The 17,418-nt window shown below is 50.4% G+C and carries 19 protein-coding genes; 5 read left to right on the forward strand and 14 right to left on the reverse strand.

The window, feature by feature from the left end:
- The first annotated feature begins 1 nt into the window (after nt 1).
- Genes MKA69_RS14930 through MKA69_RS14940 form a run of 3 tightly spaced genes read left to right on the forward strand, consistent with a single transcriptional unit; the run spans nt 2 to nt 1,516 of the window.
- Nucleotides 2–847: a MurR/RpiR family transcriptional regulator gene (locus tag MKA69_RS14930; RefSeq protein ID WP_000359366.1), complete on the forward strand. Its 846-nt coding sequence runs from the start codon at nt 2–4 to the stop codon at nt 845–847.
- A 22-nt stretch (nt 848–869) separates the two neighbouring features.
- Entirely contained in the window at nt 870–1,205 is a 336-nt protein-coding gene (locus tag MKA69_RS14935) for a YidH family protein (RefSeq protein WP_001913933.1), read from the forward strand.
- Between the two features lie 5 nt (nt 1,206–1,210).
- Nucleotides 1,211–1,516: a DUF202 domain-containing protein gene (locus MKA69_RS14940; protein WP_232477803.1), complete on the forward strand. Its 306-nt coding sequence runs from the start codon at nt 1,211–1,213 to the stop codon at nt 1,514–1,516.
- Nucleotides 1,517–1,567: 51 nt separating this feature from the next.
- Here MKA69_RS14940 and MKA69_RS14945 read toward each other — a convergent pair whose 3' ends face one another.
- The 7 genes from MKA69_RS14945 to MKA69_RS14975 form a co-directional block, all read right to left on the reverse strand.
- A complete protein-coding gene (locus MKA69_RS14945) occupies nt 1,568–1,999 on the reverse strand; it encodes a hypothetical protein (protein WP_084998109.1) in 432 nt (143 codons plus the stop codon).
- Between the two features lie 156 nt (nt 2,000–2,155).
- Nucleotides 2,156–3,040, reverse strand: a complete 885-nt coding sequence (locus MKA69_RS14950) for an L-ribulose-5-phosphate 3-epimerase (protein ID WP_000284318.1) — start codon at nt 3,038–3,040, stop codon at nt 2,156–2,158.
- Nucleotides 3,041–3,051: 11 nt separating this feature from the next.
- A complete protein-coding gene (locus MKA69_RS14955; protein WP_000165660.1) occupies nt 3,052–3,699 on the reverse strand; it encodes a 3-keto-L-gulonate-6-phosphate decarboxylase UlaD in 648 nt (215 codons plus the stop codon).
- Nucleotides 3,700–3,704: 5 nt separating this feature from the next.
- Nucleotides 3,705–4,526 (reverse strand): Cof-type HAD-IIB family hydrolase, encoded by an 822-nt coding sequence (locus MKA69_RS14960; protein ID WP_095467491.1) that lies wholly within the window; start codon nt 4,524–4,526, stop codon nt 3,705–3,707.
- A gap of 5 nt (nt 4,527–4,531) precedes the next feature.
- Entirely contained in the window at nt 4,532–5,224 is a 693-nt protein-coding gene (locus MKA69_RS14965; RefSeq protein WP_000286772.1) for an L-ribulose-5-phosphate 4-epimerase, read from the reverse strand.
- An 8-nt stretch (nt 5,225–5,232) separates the two neighbouring features.
- Nucleotides 5,233–5,739 (reverse strand): PTS sugar transporter subunit IIA, encoded by a 507-nt coding sequence (locus tag MKA69_RS14970; protein WP_001897404.1) that lies wholly within the window; start codon nt 5,737–5,739, stop codon nt 5,233–5,235.
- A gap of 96 nt (nt 5,740–5,835) precedes the next feature.
- Nucleotides 5,836–7,596 carry a PTS ascorbate-specific subunit IIBC gene (locus MKA69_RS14975; protein ID WP_305848392.1) on the reverse strand — a complete coding sequence of 587 codons (1,761 nt, stop codon included), beginning with the start codon at nt 7,594–7,596 and terminating at the stop codon, nt 5,836–5,838.
- A gap of 363 nt (nt 7,597–7,959) precedes the next feature.
- Here MKA69_RS14975 and ulaR point away from each other — a divergent pair, with 363 nt between their 5' ends.
- Together ulaR and ulaG are read left to right on the forward strand one after the other, a co-directional pair.
- Nucleotides 7,960–8,715, forward strand: coding sequence for an HTH-type transcriptional regulator UlaR (gene ulaR, locus MKA69_RS14980; protein ID WP_017686548.1), 756 nt, complete (start codon nt 7,960–7,962; stop codon nt 8,713–8,715).
- Between the two features lie 126 nt (nt 8,716–8,841).
- A complete protein-coding gene (ulaG, locus tag MKA69_RS14985; protein ID WP_095463421.1) occupies nt 8,842–9,909 on the forward strand; it encodes an L-ascorbate 6-phosphate lactonase in 1,068 nt (355 codons plus the stop codon).
- A gap of 99 nt (nt 9,910–10,008) precedes the next feature.
- Here ulaG and MKA69_RS14990 read toward each other — a convergent pair whose 3' ends face one another.
- From MKA69_RS14990 to MKA69_RS15020, 7 genes are all read right to left on the reverse strand, one after another.
- Nucleotides 10,009–10,542 carry a cytochrome b gene (locus tag MKA69_RS14990; RefSeq protein ID WP_305848393.1) on the reverse strand — a complete coding sequence of 178 codons (534 nt, stop codon included), beginning with the start codon at nt 10,540–10,542 and terminating at the stop codon, nt 10,009–10,011.
- 250 nt (nt 10,543–10,792) lie between these two features.
- Nucleotides 10,793–13,024, reverse strand: coding sequence for a glycoside hydrolase (locus MKA69_RS14995; RefSeq protein ID WP_305848394.1), 2,232 nt, complete (start codon nt 13,022–13,024; stop codon nt 10,793–10,795).
- An 88-nt stretch (nt 13,025–13,112) separates the two neighbouring features.
- Nucleotides 13,113–13,943 carry a DUF2861 family protein gene (locus tag MKA69_RS15000; protein ID WP_305848395.1) on the reverse strand — a complete coding sequence of 277 codons (831 nt, stop codon included), beginning with the start codon at nt 13,941–13,943 and terminating at the stop codon, nt 13,113–13,115.
- Entirely contained in the window at nt 13,940–14,590 is a 651-nt protein-coding gene (locus MKA69_RS15005) for a response regulator transcription factor (protein WP_305848396.1), read from the reverse strand. The genes MKA69_RS15000 and MKA69_RS15005 overlap by 4 nt, the downstream gene beginning before the upstream one ends.
- Entirely contained in the window at nt 14,587–16,041 is a 1,455-nt protein-coding gene (locus tag MKA69_RS15010; RefSeq protein ID WP_305848397.1) for a DUF3404 domain-containing protein, read from the reverse strand. Before MKA69_RS15010 ends, MKA69_RS15005 begins: the two co-directional genes overlap by 4 nt.
- 102 nt (nt 16,042–16,143) lie before the next feature.
- The gene (locus MKA69_RS15015; protein ID WP_055029427.1) at nt 16,144–16,656 is read right to left on the reverse strand and encodes a cupin domain-containing protein; all 513 of its coding nucleotides are present in this window, start codon (nt 16,654–16,656) and stop codon (nt 16,144–16,146) included.
- Between the two features lie 212 nt (nt 16,657–16,868).
- Nucleotides 16,869–17,411, reverse strand: a complete 543-nt coding sequence (locus MKA69_RS15020) for a GNAT family N-acetyltransferase (protein WP_055033707.1) — start codon at nt 17,409–17,411, stop codon at nt 16,869–16,871.
- Between the last annotated feature and the right edge of the window lie 7 nt (nt 17,412–17,418).

Genomic DNA, 17,418 nt, shown 5'->3' on the forward strand with positions numbered 1-17,418 from the left:
GATGGATAAACTCATCAACAAGGTAAAAACGTTAGTACATTCGAGTAATCAAAATGAGCAAAAGCTCTCGCAATTGATTGTTGAACGACAGTTCGATTTATCGGAGTTGAGCGCGACGAAAGTCGGCGCGCTGCTTGGGATCAGTGATTCGTCAGTGATTCGCTATGCGAAAAGTCTCGGTTGTAGTGGTTTTCCTGATCTGAAGTTAAAACTCGCCGCCCAAGCGCCACAAGTTATGGCACGTACGGCTCAATCTGTTTATGCCAGCATTGAGACAGGTGATTCCACGGCGCAAATTATTGAAAAAGCCAAACATCTGTTTGTTTCGACTATCGAACAATCGATTGGTCTGATGGATGCGGAATCGGTAGAGCAGTGCGCGCAGCAACTGCTCAAGGCTAACAAGATTGCGTTGGCGGGGATTGGCGCTTCGGCGATCGTCGCGGCAGATATCAACCACAAGCTGATTCGTGCGGGTTTTAACGTACAGTTTAATCAGGATTATCACATTCAAATTGTGCAAGCTTCACTGCTTAAAGCGGATGATGTGCTGTTGGTGGTTTCTGCGCGGGGGAATACCCAAGAAGTGTTGACCGCGATTGAGCGTGCTCAACAAAATGGCGCGCAAGTGATTGCGTTAACACGCTATGGGCGCGATAAAGTGGCGCAACTGGCGGATTATGTGATCCCTTATAGTTACACCGAAGAGCATTCTCAATTAGGCATGGTGACACCACAACTGCTGCAAATGGCGGCTTTTGATATCGTCTTTTTCAAACTCATTACTTTGACAGATTCGTTCAGCATGCATACCGCACTGAGCTCGATTCAACACATACAACAGTGATTGCACATTAAGGTTTTTCGCAATGAAGATGGGTAAAGATCCGGATTATCGTTTTTCTTTGGCGAATGAACGGACTTTTTTGGCATGGATTCGTACGGCATTGGCCTTTCTTGCTACTGCGGTGGGGATAGATCTGCTCAGCGCGACGCACGATTCGGCGATATTAAGCCACAGCCAGTGGCTAACGCCGGCATTGGCAGGCGTTGCATTTGCCACTGCCGTGTGGGCATTTCTGCGTTGGTACCAAAACGAGAAAGCGATGCGGCTTGAAGGCCCGTTTAAATACAGCAAAAGCCTGATGGTGATGACCGGTGTGGTCATTGCTTTCGCTGTGTTGATTGGGTTTTGGGCATTATGAGTGGGATGAAAACTGAGGTAGAGCGCGACCCCGGTTTGCAGCGTGAAAGAACGCAACTGGCGTGGACTCGCAGTTCGTTAGCATTAACGGCAGGTATGTTATTGCTGATCAAAATCGGGCTGTTTTCTGCACTGCAACTGGCGCTCGCTTTGTTGGGGTTATGGTTGTTACTTCAGCAAATTCTAAAGCGCAAAAATGAAATCGCGACCCAAAGCCGCGTGTTTCACCGTGCCATGCTGCTGCGAAATTTATGGATAAGTGGTGCGGTGGCGATATGTGCACTTTGGGTATGTTTAGACCGGATAATCTGAACAACAAACCTAATAAACCGGAAGGCTAAGGAGACGGTGGCTTTTGAAGCGCTATTCTTTCGAGGCCAATTGGGCAAACTTACTGTAGCTACTCACGCGGCCATTGATGTATTCAATGCCGCAGTGCACTGGGTGAGGTTGGTGACCGACAATTTGGTATTCGACAATAAACTCGCCGCTGATCACTTTGACGAACAAGAAGCCATCCATCACTTTCCACAAACCATGCAGGGCTTTGTCGCTGAACATGTCTTTCTCAATCAAGGTGCCGTTGGGTTTAAAGGTCAGCAGTGATGAAAAACCATCGGCGTTGACCTTAATCCACGCGTGTTGATGCACTTCATAACTGAGAATTTTGCGCCGCGTTTTGATCCACTCTTCGAGTTCTTGCTGTTGTGTTGGGCTCAGTTGTGGCAGGGCCTCTAATTCAAGTAGGGTGTGGTGCTTCTCGTACCAAAACAGCTGAAGGTGGAGTAATTTCATGCTAACCGGTTGGAATTTCAAACAAACAGTCGCCACTGTGCGTCAAGGTGCGGATGAAGTCAACCATGAAGATGAGCTTGCAAAGGTGCGGTAGGTTGGGGGAAACCTACCGCACATTCCCTGTTCGGGAAGTGCCGCGTTGCGCGGCTCAGGAGCTTAAAGATGAGGGAACAAGCGAGGGAGTTCGGCGCGATCACAAGCTTGGTTTAATCGACGCTGCGCGGTGTGAATATGCTGTTGCCACTGTTCATCGTGCGCCCACATTTCAATCACTAACGGCACCACGCAATCCAGTGCTTTTAAGCGGCAGAACAGTCCATCAAAGTCGACGTCGCCTTCGCCAATCACTAAATCACGAAACTGTCCGGCGTACTGTTCGCTCACCTTGTAAGTGTCCTTGAGGTGGATCTGAGTGATGTGAGGTTTGCTTAACGAGAGTTCGGTCAGCAAGTCATAATTCCAGCCTGAGATATTGCCAACGTCTGGATACGCCGTAAAAAAGGGCGATTGGATCTGCCGATTCAGCACTTCAAATTTACTCAGCGCATTGAGATAAGGGGTATCCATTATTTCAACGGCTAACATCACGCCAGCGCGCTCAGCTAAACGGGCGGCGTGTTGCATGCCCTCAATAAAACGCTGATGAGTGGCTGAGTTGGCGGGCTCGTAATAGACGTCATACCCCGCCAATTGGATGGTGCGAATACCCAGTTTGTAGGCGAGGGTAATCGCCTTTTGCATAATTTTCAGCGCCTCATCGCGCAGCGCGGGATCGGCCGAGCCAAACGGAAACTTGCGATGAGCGCTAAGGCACATGGATTGCAGCGGCACGCCATACTCTTCACAAAGACGGCGCAATGAATAAATGGTGACATCATCCCAATCGAGGCGGCTGCGGCGCTCGTCACTTTCATCCACCGAGATCTCCAGAAAATCGAAGCCGAGCTCTTTGGTGCAGGCCAGTTTTTCCTCCCAACTTAAGTGATTGGGCAGCGCTTTTTCATACAAGCCAACGCGGTTGCGCAGTAAATGTTGATACATGCGGCCTCCTGTTATGGCCAGAAACGGTCGATCTGCTCACGCAGAGCCGCCGCGGTTTGTTGGCCTTCGGCGCCTGCTAATGCACGTCCGGCAATAAAGGTTTTGGTTTTGATCCCTTCAAACAGGTAAATATCTTCTGGTACGATGCCGCCGGTGATCGAAAGCTCAATGCCGAGCGCAGAGAGCTGGCGCATTTTGTCGAGATCGTCCGTCGTCCAACCAATCCCTGCCAATTCTGCATCGCGTGAGCGGTGGTAAATGGCTTGAGTGATGCCTAAATCGACCCACGCTTTAGCATCTTGCATCGTCCAGTTGCCATAAATCTCGATTTGGATTTCGCCATTCAGCTCATCCGCCACTTTTTTACACGCGGCAATGGTCGCGATGTGCGCGGCGGCTGAGACGGTGATCCAATCGGCCCCCGCTTCAAATGCCATGCGCGAGAGAATGGCTCCGCCATCGGTGGTTTTCATGTCACACACCAAAATATGATCCGGATGGTTGTGGCGCAGAGTCGACACCGCTTTCATTCCTTCCGCGAAAGCCAAAATGGTGCCAACTTCAATCACATCGACGTAGCTGGCGACATTACTTGCTACGGCCACGGCATCGGTTAGGTTGGTTTGGTCGAGGGCGATTTGAATCATTGGTTTGGTCATACTGTTTATCCTTGAATATGTTCACGTATCAGTTGGGCAAGCCCAGCGTGGTTGTTATCGGTTGAGCAAAGGCTGCGCGCGTAAGATTTCACGGTGTCATCGGCATTGGCCATCGCCACGCCGTGGCCGGCATAGCGCAGCATGGAGATGTCATTGTGGTTATCGCCAATCGCCATCACATGGTTGGCGGCGTAGCCAAGCTGGGCGACGTATTGTGCAAGGCGCTGGCCTTTACTGTTGCCTTTGGCGGCAAAATCAATGCGGTTTGACCAAGAGCGTTCACCATTAAAACGGGTATTCACCCACGGATGCTCTAGGAGTCGTTCGACCGAGCTTGGTAAACCTTCGACGACAAATTTCCACACAAACTCAGAGTCACGCGCAGTTTGGTGAAAGGAGTCAATCGCAAAGATTTGCGGCGGATGAGAAAGAGAAGCTGCTTGCGCCCATTTTTCCAATGCTTGCATGTACGCGATGGGGCTGCGCTGCGAGTAAGTCATTGCATCTTTGATGTACATCACCAGCTTGAGCTGAAACTCTTGGGCCAGATCGATAAAGGTCAGCGCATCTTGCTTATCGATCGCATTGTGCTCCAGCACCGTTTCGCTTGCGTAGTCATACACATACGTGCCGTTGCAACAGATGATGGGCGTGGTCAGACCCAGTTCATCGTAGTAAGGGCGCGCAGCGGTGTGGTGACGACCTGTGACGATCAACACATGGCAATGCTGCTGAGCTGCGCGAATCGCGTCTTTGACTTGTGGATGGATGGTGTGATCGTCACTGAGCACAGTGCCATCAAGATCTAAGGCGAGCACTTTATACATAGCGATTACCTCTGGCCGTAGTAAGCGTTCGCGCCGTGTTTGCGCAGGTAGTGTTTATCGGACAATTCGGGCTGAATTTTGATGCCGCTATTGAGCGAGCGAGTGGCGAGTGCCATGGCGGAGATCTCTTCCAGCACCACGGCGTTGTGCACCGCATCTTCGGCATTTTTGCCCCAAGAGAAAGGCGCGTGTCCGGCCACAATCACACTCGGTACCGCCATCGGATCGATATGACGATGACGAAACTCCTCGACGATCACTAGGCCGGTGTTTTTTTCATACTCACCAGCAATTTCGCTGTGCGAAAGCTTACGCGTGCAGGGAATGTCGCCGTAAAAGTAATCAGCATGGGTTGTCCCGAGCGCGGGAATATCAATGCCCGCTTGAGCCCAAATCGTGGCGCTGCGCGAATGGGTGTGCACTACGCCGCCGACGTCGGGAAAGGCGCGGTAAAGTTCAATATGGGTTGCGGTATCGCTCGATGGGTTCAATTTGCCTTCCACCACTTTGCCCGTGAGGTCGACAATCACCATATCTTCGGCGCGCATCGCATCGTATTCCACGCCGCTCGGTTTAATCGCCAGTACGCCGCGTTCGCGGTCAATTTCCGACACATTGCCCCAAGTAAAAGTCACTAAGCCGTATTTGGGCAATTTGAGATTGGCGTTGAATACGCGTTGTTTCAGTTCGCTGTACATACTCCCTCCTACGCGATGTGCGCTAATTCTTGTTGGGCAGAAGCTTGTTGCGAGAGGGCTTGGTCAATCACCGCATACACTTGCTGTTTATCGCGGCAGCGGCGCAGCTTATCCAGATCCACTCCGGTGTCGCTGTTTTCATCATCCAGCACTTGCGTCACTTCCATCAGTCCTTCCATATGCTCATCGGAGGAACTGCCGGCTAAGGTAATCAGCACATCCACCGGCTCATCTTCGCCTTCGAAATAGATCGGCTCTTGTAAGGTCACCAGCGCAAAAGCGGTTCTCAACACGCCGTTTTCAGGGCGCGCATGGGGCAAGGCAAGATTAGGAGCGATGCAGATGTAGGGGCCGAGCTGCTCGACACTGGCGATGATCGCCTCGTGATAGGCTGGAGTGATGGCGCCTGAGGCAATCAACATATCGGTGCCAATTTTGATCGCTTCACGCCAGTTATTGGCTTTGGCTTGCAGTTGGATTGAGTTGTTTTCGATTAAGGATTGTTTGAGTCCCATGGTTCTATCTCCAGAGTAGAGCTGATCAAATCAGCTTCTTATTGTCGTAGGGGCGGTAGGCAACCAGAGAGGTGCGGCTACCCACCGCCTATCGAGCTAGCGAATTTTCACAAAATGGTTATGGATAATGTCGAGCAGCTCATTGCCAAACGAGTTTGGGTTGAGCATGTTCTGCACCCCGAGCACAAACTTGCCTTCGCCCGGTTCCATCTCGGCTGAGAGGTGTTTCGAGGAGACAATGATGTCGGTGGTCGCGAGTTTGGATTTGTAATCAGACACCGCGCAAGAATCCATCACATGTGGAATGCCTTTTTGCTCCAAATACTTGCCGATTTTCATCTTCATCATCATCGATGAACCTTGGCCGTTACCGCACACTGCCAGAATGCTCACTGGACGAGTGCCTTGCGCGGCTTGCAGAGCTTGTTCAACCGCTTCAATCACTTCCGGCTCGTCACTGACCGTGATGCTGCCTTGTGCATCTTCTTCGGCGCGTAACTGTTTGGAGGCAAAGAACATGTAGACCAACGCCAGTGCAACCAGTACGAAGAAGAAGAGTTTCGAGGCGGACAAACCTTGCATAATCGGTGGGAAGACCAGTGCCCAGTCGGCCATGCCCATCCAGCCACTGAATTCGGTGCCTTGTTGGGTGAAGAGGTGAATTGCCCATGCCGAGCCGAGCACTTCGATAATGCCCATCACAAAACAGATCTTCATCACCGCTTTCCAACCGCCGAAATGGTTCGCAAAGACGCCAATCGTTGCGTTGGAGAAGAACATAGGAATGAAGCCGGGAATGATCATGATTGGCGCATTAAACGCCAGCATGGCTAAGACTGCTGCAAACTGGCCGAGTGCGCCCCACATAAAACCAAACACCATGGCATTGGGGGAGAAGGCGTAGATCGCCGCACAGTCAATCGCGAGCACCGCGTTAGGAATAACGCGCTCGGAGATGCCTTTAAACGCTTCGGACAGCTCGGCGACAAACATACGCACACCGGCCACAATCACTTGGATCGCGACGGCAAACTTAAGGCCCGTTTCGAGGATGTAGATAGTCCAGTGGGTGGAGCCCGCCATCTCTTGCAGATTATTCAGACCGAAAGAGAGCAGAATGATGCCGAAGAACACGGTCATTACAATCGCGGTGGCAGCGATGCTGTCGTGGAAAATATGCAGCCATTTAGGCAGTTGCAGGTGATCAACACTGTCTTTTTTATCCCCCAGTTTGGGAGCAATTTTGGTGGCGATCCATGAAGCGACTTGCTGTTGGTGGCCGATGGAGAAACCCGCGCCGCCAGTGACTGCTTCGGTCGGTTTGAACATGATGTTAGAAGAGATGCCCCAGTAGAGCGCCATCAATACCGCCGAATAAATGATGGTTTCCCACATGCCAGCGCCGAGCACAAAGTAGAACACCGCAATCAAACCCGCTTGCTGGAACATGATGTGTCCAGTCAGCATGATGGTACGAATGCCGGTGTAGCGGCGAAACAGCACCAACAGAATGTTGATCGCCAGCGCCAGCAGTACGGCGTACCCGACCCATGAATAGTTGTCGCCCATGGTTTCCATGGTGGCCATCATCGAGGTGTAGGGGTCAATCACTGATCCGGTTAAACCGTGGTATTGCGACAGCTTTTCAATCACAGGTTTAAAGCCAGCAACCAGTGTGCCTGCGCCCACTTGTACCAGCATAAAACCAACAATCGTTTTGATTGAACCTTTAATGATGGTTGTCGCATCGCGTCTTAGCAGCCAATAGCCGATTAAGGTGACTAGCCCTAGCAGCAAAGGGGCTTTGGTCATTACTTGGCTGTAAAAAATATAGAAAACGTCGTACAAGAACTCCATATCTCTACCCTTAGTTGTTTTGATGTAGGAAGAGTGATTTTTGGTAGTGCGAAAAATCGCTCCTTTTGCTCACGGAATAGACTTTAACAATCAAAAGTAATCATTCAATGCTCATTTGTGATTATTTTGATTTTTATCAATTTTGGCCAAAATTAAACCGCATAAATGATAGGTAGATCACTTATAATTAATTAAGTTATTTAAATTCAATCACTTAAATTTAATTGTGATAAATGTATGATTTCTATGTTCAGAAAGTTTGACAAGTCTATGGGTGATTATTAGAATCAAATTCAATCAAGATTAATCACCAAGTAATCACTAAGTCGACATTCGGTGAGTTTTTCTCAGTTAGGTGATGGTATGAATGAAGTTCAACGACATAACGGTATTTTGTCTCTGCTTGAAGAGAATCAAGCAATTAACGTTTCACACATTATTGAGCGCTTTAATGTCTCTCCGGCCACAGCGCGGCGCGATATCGCCAAGCTCGATGAGCTAGGTAAGCTGCGCAAAGTGCGTAATGGGGCAGAGCGGATTGAAACGAAAAAAAGAAAGTGGTCGCCGCTCAATATCAACAGCACAGAGCATTATGAAGAGAAATCGCTGATTGCCTTGAAAGCGGCTGAGCTGTGTCAACCGGGCGATAGTGTGGTGATCAACTGTGGTTCGACCGCCTTTTTGCTGGGTCAGCAGTTGTGTGGCGAAAACGTACAGATAGTGACCAACTATTTTCCTTTGGCGAGCTATCTGATCAATGAAGATCATGACGATGTGATCATCATTGGCGGACAATACAATCGAGCGCAAAGCATTTTCCTCAACCCCGCACCAGATTCTCTTGGCGGTTATGCTGGAAACTGGATGTTTACCTCTGGCAAAGGGCTAACCGAAGCGGGATTGTACAAAACCGATATGCTCACGGCGGTTGCCGAACAGCAGATGCTGGAGCAGATCGATAAGCTGGTGGTCGTAGTGGACAGCTCAAAAGTCGGGCAGCGTACCGGCATGCTGTTTTGCCCTACCAGCAAAATTGACATCGTCATCACAGGTAAAAATGCGAATGCTGAAGTGGTGAAAGCCATTGAAGCGCAAGGGACGCAAGTGATTTTAGTGTAGCGTTTCACTCACTTTTACCAAATTAAAAAAACTAACCCAACTGGCCAGTGCCAATCCTCAGGATTTCGGCGCTTGGCTCCCTACATCCAAAATTTATCTTAACGTTGTGAAACAAGAGGTGTTGTTATGAGTAAAGTGAATGAAATCACTCGCGAATCCTGGATTTTGAGTACGTTCCCTGAGTGGGGAACTTGGCTAAATGAAGAGATTGAACAAACGGTCGTGGAGCCAAATACCTTTTCGATGTGGTGGCTAGGCTGTACTGGGATTTGGTTAAAGAGTGCTGGCAACACCAACCTTTCTATCGATTTTTGGTGCGGAACCGGTAAAAAAACGCAGAAAAATCGCTTGATGAACGTTCAACATCAGATGATGCGTATGGGCGGTGTGGAAGCGCTGCAACCTAACTTACGTACCTCAATTTTCCCACTCGATCCGTTTGCAATTAAAGAAATTGATGCGGTGCTGGCTTCACACGATCACGCTGACCACATTGACGTTAACGTTGCTGCAGCGGTGCTGCAAAACTGCGGCGAGCACGTAAAATTCATTGGCCCACAAGCCTGTGTTGATTTGTGGTTAGGATGGGGTGTTCCGCAGGAGCGCTGCATTGTGGCAAAAGTCGGTGATGTGCTTGAAATCGGCGATGTTAAGATTCGCGTGCTGGATTCGTTCGATCGCACAGCGTTAGTGACACTACCGAAAGGCGTATCGTCTTACGACAAAGCGATTTTGGATGGTATGGATGAGCGAGCCGTCAACTACTTGATTGAAACCTCGGGTGGCTCTGTGTACCACTCCGGTGATTCACACTACTCAAACTACTATGCGAAACATGGTAACGATTACCAGATTGATGTGGCGCTGCTGTCGTACGGTGAGAACCCACGCGGAGTGACCGATAAAATGACCTCTTCGGATGTATTGCGCGCTGCAGAATCGCTCGATTGCCAAGTTGTCGTGCCATTCCACCACGATATCTGGGCGAACTTCCAAAATGATCCGCGTGAAATCGAAGTGCTGTGGAATATGAAAAAAGATCGCTTACAGTACCAATTTGCGCCGTTCTTCTGGCAAGTTGGCGGTAAATACACCTACCCAACTGATAAAGGACGCATGCATTACCAGCATTTCCGTGGCTTCCAAGATATCTTCAAAAATGAGCCAGAACTGCCTTATAAAGCCTTTTTGTAAGGATGAATGATAAAAAGCCACCATGCGTTGGTGGCTTTTTCTATGCTTGCACCTAATAATTTCCGCTAGGTACGATGGACAACATGAGAGGCTAGGGTATTAACCACGGCCTAACATACGAGCCATAGTGGAATCTTTATCAATCAGTTGATGCTTAAGCACCGCCGCGATGTGCAGCAGCACGATAGCAATAATGATGGGAGGCGCAGTTTTGTGAACGGCTGCGCCAAGCTCTTGCAACCAAACCACTTTTTCACCTGCCGCAACCAGCGTATAACCAAACACTTCCAGTGCACGCCCTCCGCCGATATTCATCGCGATCCCAGAAAGTGGCATCGCCAGTGTGGCGAGCAACAATAAACCATGAACCGCTTTCGCGACTTTTTCTTGCCAAGCTGGCATCACAGAGGCTGGCGGAATCGCCCCTTCTTTGATTCGCCAAAAGACCCGCGCGAGCACGATCAGCAAGATCAGCACGCCAAAGGATTTATGCAGCGCCACCAGTTCCATTTTTTCTGGCCCACGCGGTAAGTCGGATAGATAGGCTCCGACGATAAATACGCCAATAAAGGCCATACCAACTATCCAGTGCAGAGCAATCGAGGTTTTCGAATAGGTTTTTGTGTTATCCATAATCCATTTCCACAAGTTTCATAATGTCATGGCTATTATGCGCGATTAGCTTAGATTGTGAACAGTTTGTCTGAGTAAATTTAGGTAAAGGTAACAAGGTATGATGCCGAGCCGCATCACCCATTGAGCTAGCTTCTCATCGCTTCATCACAAGGCTGTGAATCCATAAGGTCACAGCCTTGATTGAACTGCCCAATCGCGCGGTTTTTGCGCGCGATGGTTATTCGTTTGAGCGTTATTCGCACGATTTCTATTTAGGCTGCCATTGATGGGTTTGCCCATTCGCCAATTGCGCCAATAGGCTGTGTGGCGTGATCACTTCTCCTCCTGCGAGCTTAAATGGCTGCGCGCTAAAATTCGCACTGAGAATCGAGCCATCACTAAAGCGCGTTTGCTGCACTTGCCCTTGCTTATCCAGCCAGCGAAAATCGACCAAGGCTTTATCCCATAACTGCTCATGCAAGGGTAAAAAACCTTGTTGATAGTGCTTGAGCTGCTCGATACGCGCGGAGTTTTTACGCGTTTCATCGCGGCTTAAATGCACCATCGCCGGAGTGTTAAACAGCATGGCACGCAAATCACGCACGGCTTTGACATTCGAAAACTTCAAACTGTCGCTGTGCCAGTGGTGGCTACTGATCAGCTCATCATGAAACACCGCTTGATAGAGCGGCACTTTGTATTCAGGGGCAAACAGTAAGCTGCGGTAGGGCTCTTTAACTTGCGCTGATTTAAAGAAAAAATCCGGCTTTTCATCGGGATACCAGTTGCCCAGATAATAAGGTGACTGCTTGTCACTCTTCATCGCTTGGTCTGTCCAACCAAAGCCGACCGTTTCCATACCATGAGCAAACACCAGCCCTTGAGTGGTCAGGGCATTGCCATCTTCCGATCCCAAAATCAGCGTCGGCGTGTTTGCAATATCCTGCATTCGAGTGTTAAAGGCGGCCAGCATCGCGGTTTCGTTGCTGCGCGAGCGGTAATTTTCCCGCGCCATGGCGGTGCCATCCACATCGAGAAACAGGCTGTTAAAGCGCCCGAAATGGAGAATGTCTTGCACGCGCTGTTTAACGTAACCGAGTTCACAGGCGGGATTGAGATAAAAGCCGTTACCGCGAAAGCCCAGTTGCAACGTGCCGTCGGCTTTTTCAATCGCGCAGCTTTCACGCATGCGACCCGGCAGCTGCGCGGTCAGCCAACTGTCGTTGATGCCTTTTTTAATCGCGGTGTTGTATGAGTCATACACGCCAATCAAATAGCCGGCTTGTTTGGCCCTATCGACCACTTGCGGCTGATAAAAGGCTGGCATCCAGTTATCAAGACCTAGCCAGAGTTTGCTTAATCCTGCTTGCTGAAGGGTGCTGATCATGGGTTGCGCTAACCCTTGTCCCCATTGATCGCTTGGTTTGAGGTATGCGCCAACGTGTTCAGTCAGCCACGCTTTGCGCTGCTGCGCGGCTTGGTACTGCGCTTGAATGGACGATGGATCGGCGCTGAACTTTTGGTTCAAGGCTTGGTTTATCTCTCCGACCAGCAATTTTTTCTGATACTGATTGAGCCAGTCTTGGCCTTTTTTTAGGCTCGCCAGTTCCTTTTGTAATTCTGGTGAAGGGGTAAACTCAGAGCGCCAAAACCAATCGCGCAGTCCCCACCAATCCACCACATCTTGCACTGCGATTAAATCACGCCCGAACAGATAGACGTGGCTTGCACCAATCATTTTTTCGATCTGCGGATTTGCCTTGCGTTTTTCCGCAAGTGAAACACGCAGCCCCGCGGCTTCGCGCCAGTCGCGATACGCTTTGGCTCCGGCTAGCATCTCATCGCCCACGGTGATGCGCACGCTAAAAGGCTCACTTTGGTTCAGCGGGGTAAACCAGTGCTCCGCTTGTAAGTCCAGCTTATTTTGCTGCTCACTAAAGTGCAGCTGGTTATTGGTGGCGTTGAGCAGTTGATAGCTGATGAAGTGTTCGCCCTGTTGCGCGCTCCAGAACGGCATTTTGAGATCTTGCGTGGTATTGGCACCCGAATGATTGTCTATCAAATAACGTGTCCAAGTCGGGTTATCGGTTGGCACTCGCATTCCTTCGTCAAACGGCAGTAACAGCGTTTGGGTCGATACTTCACTGAGATCAAACCAGCGCAGTGCTTTAGGAGCTTGGCGTTCAATCTCACGAGCACTTGGCCAGCGAAAATCGATGTTCAACCCTTGTTGCAACTGTGCAGACACTTGCACGCCACTTGGCTTAAGTGTCCATGTGGCTTGCTCGGCGCTTTGGGTTAATTGCGTTGCCTGTTGTGTCTGCCCGTCAATCTGTAGGCAGCCTTGGTTGATAGCGAAAGTTTGTGAGTCTTGCTTGAGGATGATGGCCAGTGTGTCGGGGTCAATCTGCCAGTGCTGATCGCCCTGTTCTAAGGTCAACGCAAAGCTCGGCGCGCTCACCAGCAGCAGTAGCCCCAGTGAGGAAAAGGTCAATTTCATATCGGTCTCCTATCGAGTAACCCAGATATTTAACCTTGTCCGTCGATAGGTTTTGTCACCAGTATGTCTTTCCCTCTTTTGCCTGAACTTAGTCAATGGGTATCGTGAGGCGCTGCATTTGCTCAACGCGAATAGTGCCTTGGTATTCACTTTGAGTGATGCTGAGGCTACGCCAGCGCGCTTGAGAAGGGGCAGAAGGTGGGGCAGGAGGCTGATCTCGGTTGACGGTTTGTGAGTGTAGCAGGGTAAAGTTTTGATCAAAAAATTGCCAACGAGCCAGTGACGATGCGCAGCCCGAAGGCGTGGCGGGGAAGCGGATAGTGAGATCGGTCGCGCTGGATTGTTCAATCCACGGTGTGTTGGAAGGGGCCGAAATCAGCAGCGCCATGCGTTGCTCGCCCAGAGTGAGCCAATAGACACCTGCGGCATACGGCGAAAGCAGATCGCGACTTTCCACTTCGGCGTAATCGGCAGGCGCAAGCTCTGCTGCTAACAAGGTTGCACCTTTCGCAGAAGCCAGACGCACCGCCAGCGGCTGGGTGAGGTTTTCGGCGCTCAGCCTCACTTGGTAGCCTTGAAAGGTCTGATTGAACTTATGAATAAAAGTCACCGCAATCGCGAGATCGTTAGGCGATGTGCTTGGAAGTGCCTGTCCACACTGGGTTTGACTGAGAATGGCCTCTTTGATGGGTTGCCAAAAAGCCTCGGCTACGGGCGTGGTAGACAGTGTGTGGATGAGCTCGTGCCACGCTTGCGTGGGATGCCCCTCAACCAATAGCTGGTAACTGCTTTGCAGCGGTGTGGTGCGAAACCAAGCGTGGGTGGGGCTTGGCGGCGTTTCCGCTATCGCGGCGCCGCTTACTAACGCGCTGAGTATGCCAAGTCGCGCAATGTGATTGCGAAAAGAGGCGCAGATCATACGGAGGCTCCTTTGAGGCGATAACCCACGCCGCGCAGGGTCTCGATATCCAGTTGCGGCAGCTTTTGTCGCAAATGCAAAATGTGGTTATCCACGGTGCGCGTGGTTGGGAAATATTGATAACCCCAAATAAGATTGAGCAGCTCATCACGGTGATAAACGCGCCCCGGATTTTGCAGTAGCATCAGCAGCAGTTGAAACTCTTTCGGTTTGAGTTCAACCGGCGTTTGGTTATTAAGTACAGAGCGATTGGCCACATCGACCACAATATCCGCGTAGCTGAGTACGCTACTGCCGAGCGGGCGCAGTTGCGCTTCGATGCGTGCCAGCAACTCTTGGTGGGAAAAGGGCTTGAGCACATAATCTTTCGCCCCCGCTTTGAGCCCTTCAATTCGTTGCTCCACTTCAATTTTGGCGGTCAGTATGATCACCGGCAGGGCTTTGAGCATCAACCAGTGCGGCAGATGTTTCAGGCTGTCACCATCGTGCAATTGCCGATCTAAAATCACCAGATCGATACTGAACCAGTGCTTTTCGACCTGTTGGCTCTGCGTTACCCACTCGCATGCATAACCATGGTCATGCAGATAATCGCGCAGACCTTGGCCGAGTAAGGTGTCATCTTCAATCAGCAAAATACGCTTCATAGCGGCAGCTCCAAAATACCACGGGTTGGATGACGACGGATTACCAGTTTGCCGCCCATTTGGGTGATGAGTTTTCGCACTAACTGCAAGCCAACGCCCATGTTATCTGTGTTTGGGCGCGAGTGAGTGTCTTGATGCCTCGAAAGTCGTTTGCACAGACGTTGGTAGAAAGAGGGAAATTCACCGCAATCTTCCACTTCAATGCGCAGCGTTTGTGCAACCACACTCACCGTCAGGCGAATAGGTGGCGCGCCATGCTGCTTGGCATTGCTGAGTAAGTTAGTGATGCACAGCCCAAGCCAGTAATAGGGCAGTGCGAGTATTGGGTCGTGTTTGAGATGAAGCTCAACCTCAAAGTCCTCGATACAATGCTCGATAAAGTCACTCAACTGCGCTGGATGGCGCGCCATGCTGTCGTGGCTCGGGCTCAAGTAGTGGCGGCTGGTCTCGCTCAGTTGTGCTAGCCGCTGATGATCGGCCATTAATCGCCATAAGCTCTCTTGCGCCTTGGGGGATAACTCATCAAATTGGCTGCGTAGTGATTCGACGGTAAACCCTAAACTGGTGATGGGCGTGCGCAGTTCGTGAGTCAGCAGTTGCAAAATAAAGCGCCGCTCGCGCCCTTCTTGATAGCGCAGCCAAAGTGAACGCAGCGCAGCGCCAAACGCAAGCAACACACCGATCACCAAACCGCTATACAGCCACGCATGACTGCTAACGCGCTGATTAAAGCAGAGGTTGCTGTAACGCTCATCGCAAGGCTTTTGCGCTTGATAAGGCTCAAGCGTGAATGGCAGTGGTGCGGTGAGTGCGCGCCAGTGCACGCTCGAAAGCACATGCCAGCCCGCTTCGCTGCTGAGCCACAGTTCATCATTTGGCGCAAGATACAGGCGAAAGCCGTTGAGCAGTGCATCTACCCCGGCAGCGCCCGGTCGTTGCCATAAGGCATGCAACGGATGATAATGGCTCGCCAAGGTGAAACGTGTTGGGTGCGCAGAGGCAAAGGTTGCCTGCTCTGCATCCGCTAAGTGCTCAATATAGCGATCTGCGTAGCTGCCTCCCGCCGGATGTTGCCACGCAACACGCTGAAACCACTCTGCGCCGAGCGGTGTTTGGCGACATAGCGCCAACTCAAATTCGACCGCTTTCGCCAAATACGGCGAAGAGGAGTTGAGCGGCTGGCACTGCTTGGCCGTGGCGGCTAAATCTGCGATGTCTTGCCACGTATATTGAGTAAAATCAGGATATTGACTGTGACTGCTGAGGAGCGCTAACGGGTATTGATTGAGGGTTTGGCTCGCCACCAGTGGCGTGCTTTGCTGCTCAAGCGCTGCGCGATAAAAAATCGACCAACGCTGAGTTTCAGGCAGGTCAATACTGGCCAGTGCGGAAGCAGCCCATAAGCTACACAGTAAGAGGCTTAACCTGCGGTGAGTCAGCAGCAACGTCATGATTTAAATACTTAGTATTGGGTTCATGCCAATAGTAGCCGCTTCATCACAAGATGTGTAATTTGGGTGTCAACAATTCTGCTGGTTAAAAGCCGTGACCGTCTAGAACGGCCCGTTGTTAGCACGAAGTTTGTCCGGTAGACCATCGTGATCACCGAGCTCGCGGGCAGGTACATCATGCCAGTTGAGCTTGCCAAGACGCACGTTCCGTTCCGGATGGACGGCGTAGTGAATGCGGTTATCTTCTCGTTCGGTGTCTCCGATACACAATAAGCGGACGATCTGGTCGGTATTGTTGATAAAAGTATGTGCGAGACCATCGCCCGCTTTGAAGCCAACCGAATCGCCCGGCTGTAGTCGATAGAGGACGCCATCTAGCCAGACATCGGGTGTGCCTTCTAATACATGCACAAATTCATCTTCCGTTTTTTCCGCGTGAGGCCAACTGGTGCGATGTCCGGGCTCGACAATTTCATGGTGAATACCGATCCGCGCGAAGCCAAAATAATGACCGAGCGCGCAGCCGATAGACAGCGGCTCTTGGCTACCAGAGTAGTAACGAGGCTCCTTTTCCTGTAGTTCACTCCAATGTTTGATGCAGGGATGACGATCCATTTTCTTCTCCTGTTATTGCGCCAGTGAGGGGGTAATCCAATTTCAGGCATAGTAATGACTTTGTAATTGGATTTGTAATCCGAGTGTCAACAAAAAGGAAAGAGGAGGGAAGTTGGCAGCAAAGTCAACCTTGTTGTCGGCTTTGGAATGATGCTGCCATTTGTTACCAGAAAAATCATCGGGTCACATAGAGTGTCATCCATAATTTAAGCCTACCAGTAAACAGGATTTGCTATCGCTTCTAAGCATGTGGGTTTACCGCTGATCGGGGTGATCGCTTGCCCTGTTAACGATTGAGCAAGCCAACCTTCAGGGTAGGACAAGGTCAATGGCGCTTGAATCATCTCTTCATTAATCGCAGTAAATCCTACTTTGGAGTAAAAGCGAATATCACCGTAGGTGATGACATGACTGATATCTTTCTCTTTTAACGTCTCTAATCCAAAACGGATCAGTGCTTGTCCAATGCCTTGACCGTGCCACTTCGTTGCTACTGCCACTGGCGCGAGAAGATACACGTTTTCCTCATTAGGAAATGAGAGCTTGGAGAAAAGGATGCTGCCGATAACACGTTGGTGATCATCGCATGCGACAAACACGAAAAGATCATCTTCTTGAAGGGAGTGGCTGAGAAAATCGGAGACCAGTTTTCCAATCACAGTGCCTTCTTCTGATCCTTCAGAATCAGAAAAGGTGTTTTGGAACAGGTCGATAATCTCTAGTTTTTGCTGTGATTTGTATAAAGAAAAATTCATTCTTAAG

It is taken from the genome of Vibrio sp. AH4, assembly GCF_030710545.1.
GTDB lineage: Bacteria > Pseudomonadota > Gammaproteobacteria > Enterobacterales > Vibrionaceae > Vibrio > Vibrio metoecus.

Coding starts and splice junctions, on each gene's coding strand:
- MKA69_RS15010 (WP_305848397.1), bottom strand. CDS start 16,041: ATGACGTTGCTGCTGACTCACCGCAGGTTAAGCCTCTTACTGTGTAGC.
- MKA69_RS14960 (WP_095467491.1), bottom strand. CDS start 4,526: ATGTATAAAGTGCTCGCCTTAGATCTTGATGGCACTGTGCTCAGTGAC.
- ulaG (WP_095463421.1), top strand. CDS start 8,842: ATGAGTAAAGTGAATGAAATCACTCGCGAATCCTGGATTTTGAGTACG.
- MKA69_RS14950 (WP_000284318.1), bottom strand. CDS start 3,040: ATGTATCAACATTTACTGCGCAACCGCGTTGGCTTGTATGAAAAAGCG.
- MKA69_RS14930 (WP_000359366.1), top strand. CDS start 2: ATGGATAAACTCATCAACAAGGTAAAAACGTTAGTACATTCGAGTAAT.
- MKA69_RS15000 (WP_305848395.1), bottom strand. CDS start 13,943: ATGATCTGCGCCTCTTTTCGCAATCACATTGCGCGACTTGGCATACTC.
- MKA69_RS15015 (WP_055029427.1), bottom strand. CDS start 16,656: ATGGATCGTCATCCCTGCATCAAACATTGGAGTGAACTACAGGAAAAG.
- MKA69_RS14995 (WP_305848394.1), bottom strand. CDS start 13,024: ATGAAATTGACCTTTTCCTCACTGGGGCTACTGCTGCTGGTGAGCGCG.
- MKA69_RS15005 (WP_305848396.1), bottom strand. CDS start 14,590: ATGAAGCGTATTTTGCTGATTGAAGATGACACCTTACTCGGCCAAGGT.
- MKA69_RS15020 (WP_055033707.1), bottom strand. CDS start 17,411: ATGAATTTTTCTTTATACAAATCACAGCAAAAACTAGAGATTATCGAC.
- MKA69_RS14935 (WP_001913933.1), top strand. CDS start 870: ATGAAGATGGGTAAAGATCCGGATTATCGTTTTTCTTTGGCGAATGAA.
- MKA69_RS14940 (WP_232477803.1), top strand. CDS start 1,211: ATGAAAACTGAGGTAGAGCGCGACCCCGGTTTGCAGCGTGAAAGAACG.
- MKA69_RS14945 (WP_084998109.1), bottom strand. CDS start 1,999: ATGAAATTACTCCACCTTCAGCTGTTTTGGTACGAGAAGCACCACACC.
- MKA69_RS14990 (WP_305848393.1), bottom strand. CDS start 10,542: ATGGATAACACAAAAACCTATTCGAAAACCTCGATTGCTCTGCACTGG.
- MKA69_RS14970 (WP_001897404.1), bottom strand. CDS start 5,739: ATGGGACTCAAACAATCCTTAATCGAAAACAACTCAATCCAACTGCAA.
- MKA69_RS14965 (WP_000286772.1), bottom strand. CDS start 5,224: ATGTACAGCGAACTGAAACAACGCGTATTCAACGCCAATCTCAAATTG.
- MKA69_RS14955 (WP_000165660.1), bottom strand. CDS start 3,699: ATGACCAAACCAATGATTCAAATCGCCCTCGACCAAACCAACCTAACC.
- ulaR (WP_017686548.1), top strand. CDS start 7,960: ATGAATGAAGTTCAACGACATAACGGTATTTTGTCTCTGCTTGAAGAG.
- MKA69_RS14975 (WP_305848392.1), bottom strand. CDS start 7,596: ATGGAGTTCTTGTACGACGTTTTCTATATTTTTTACAGCCAAGTAATG.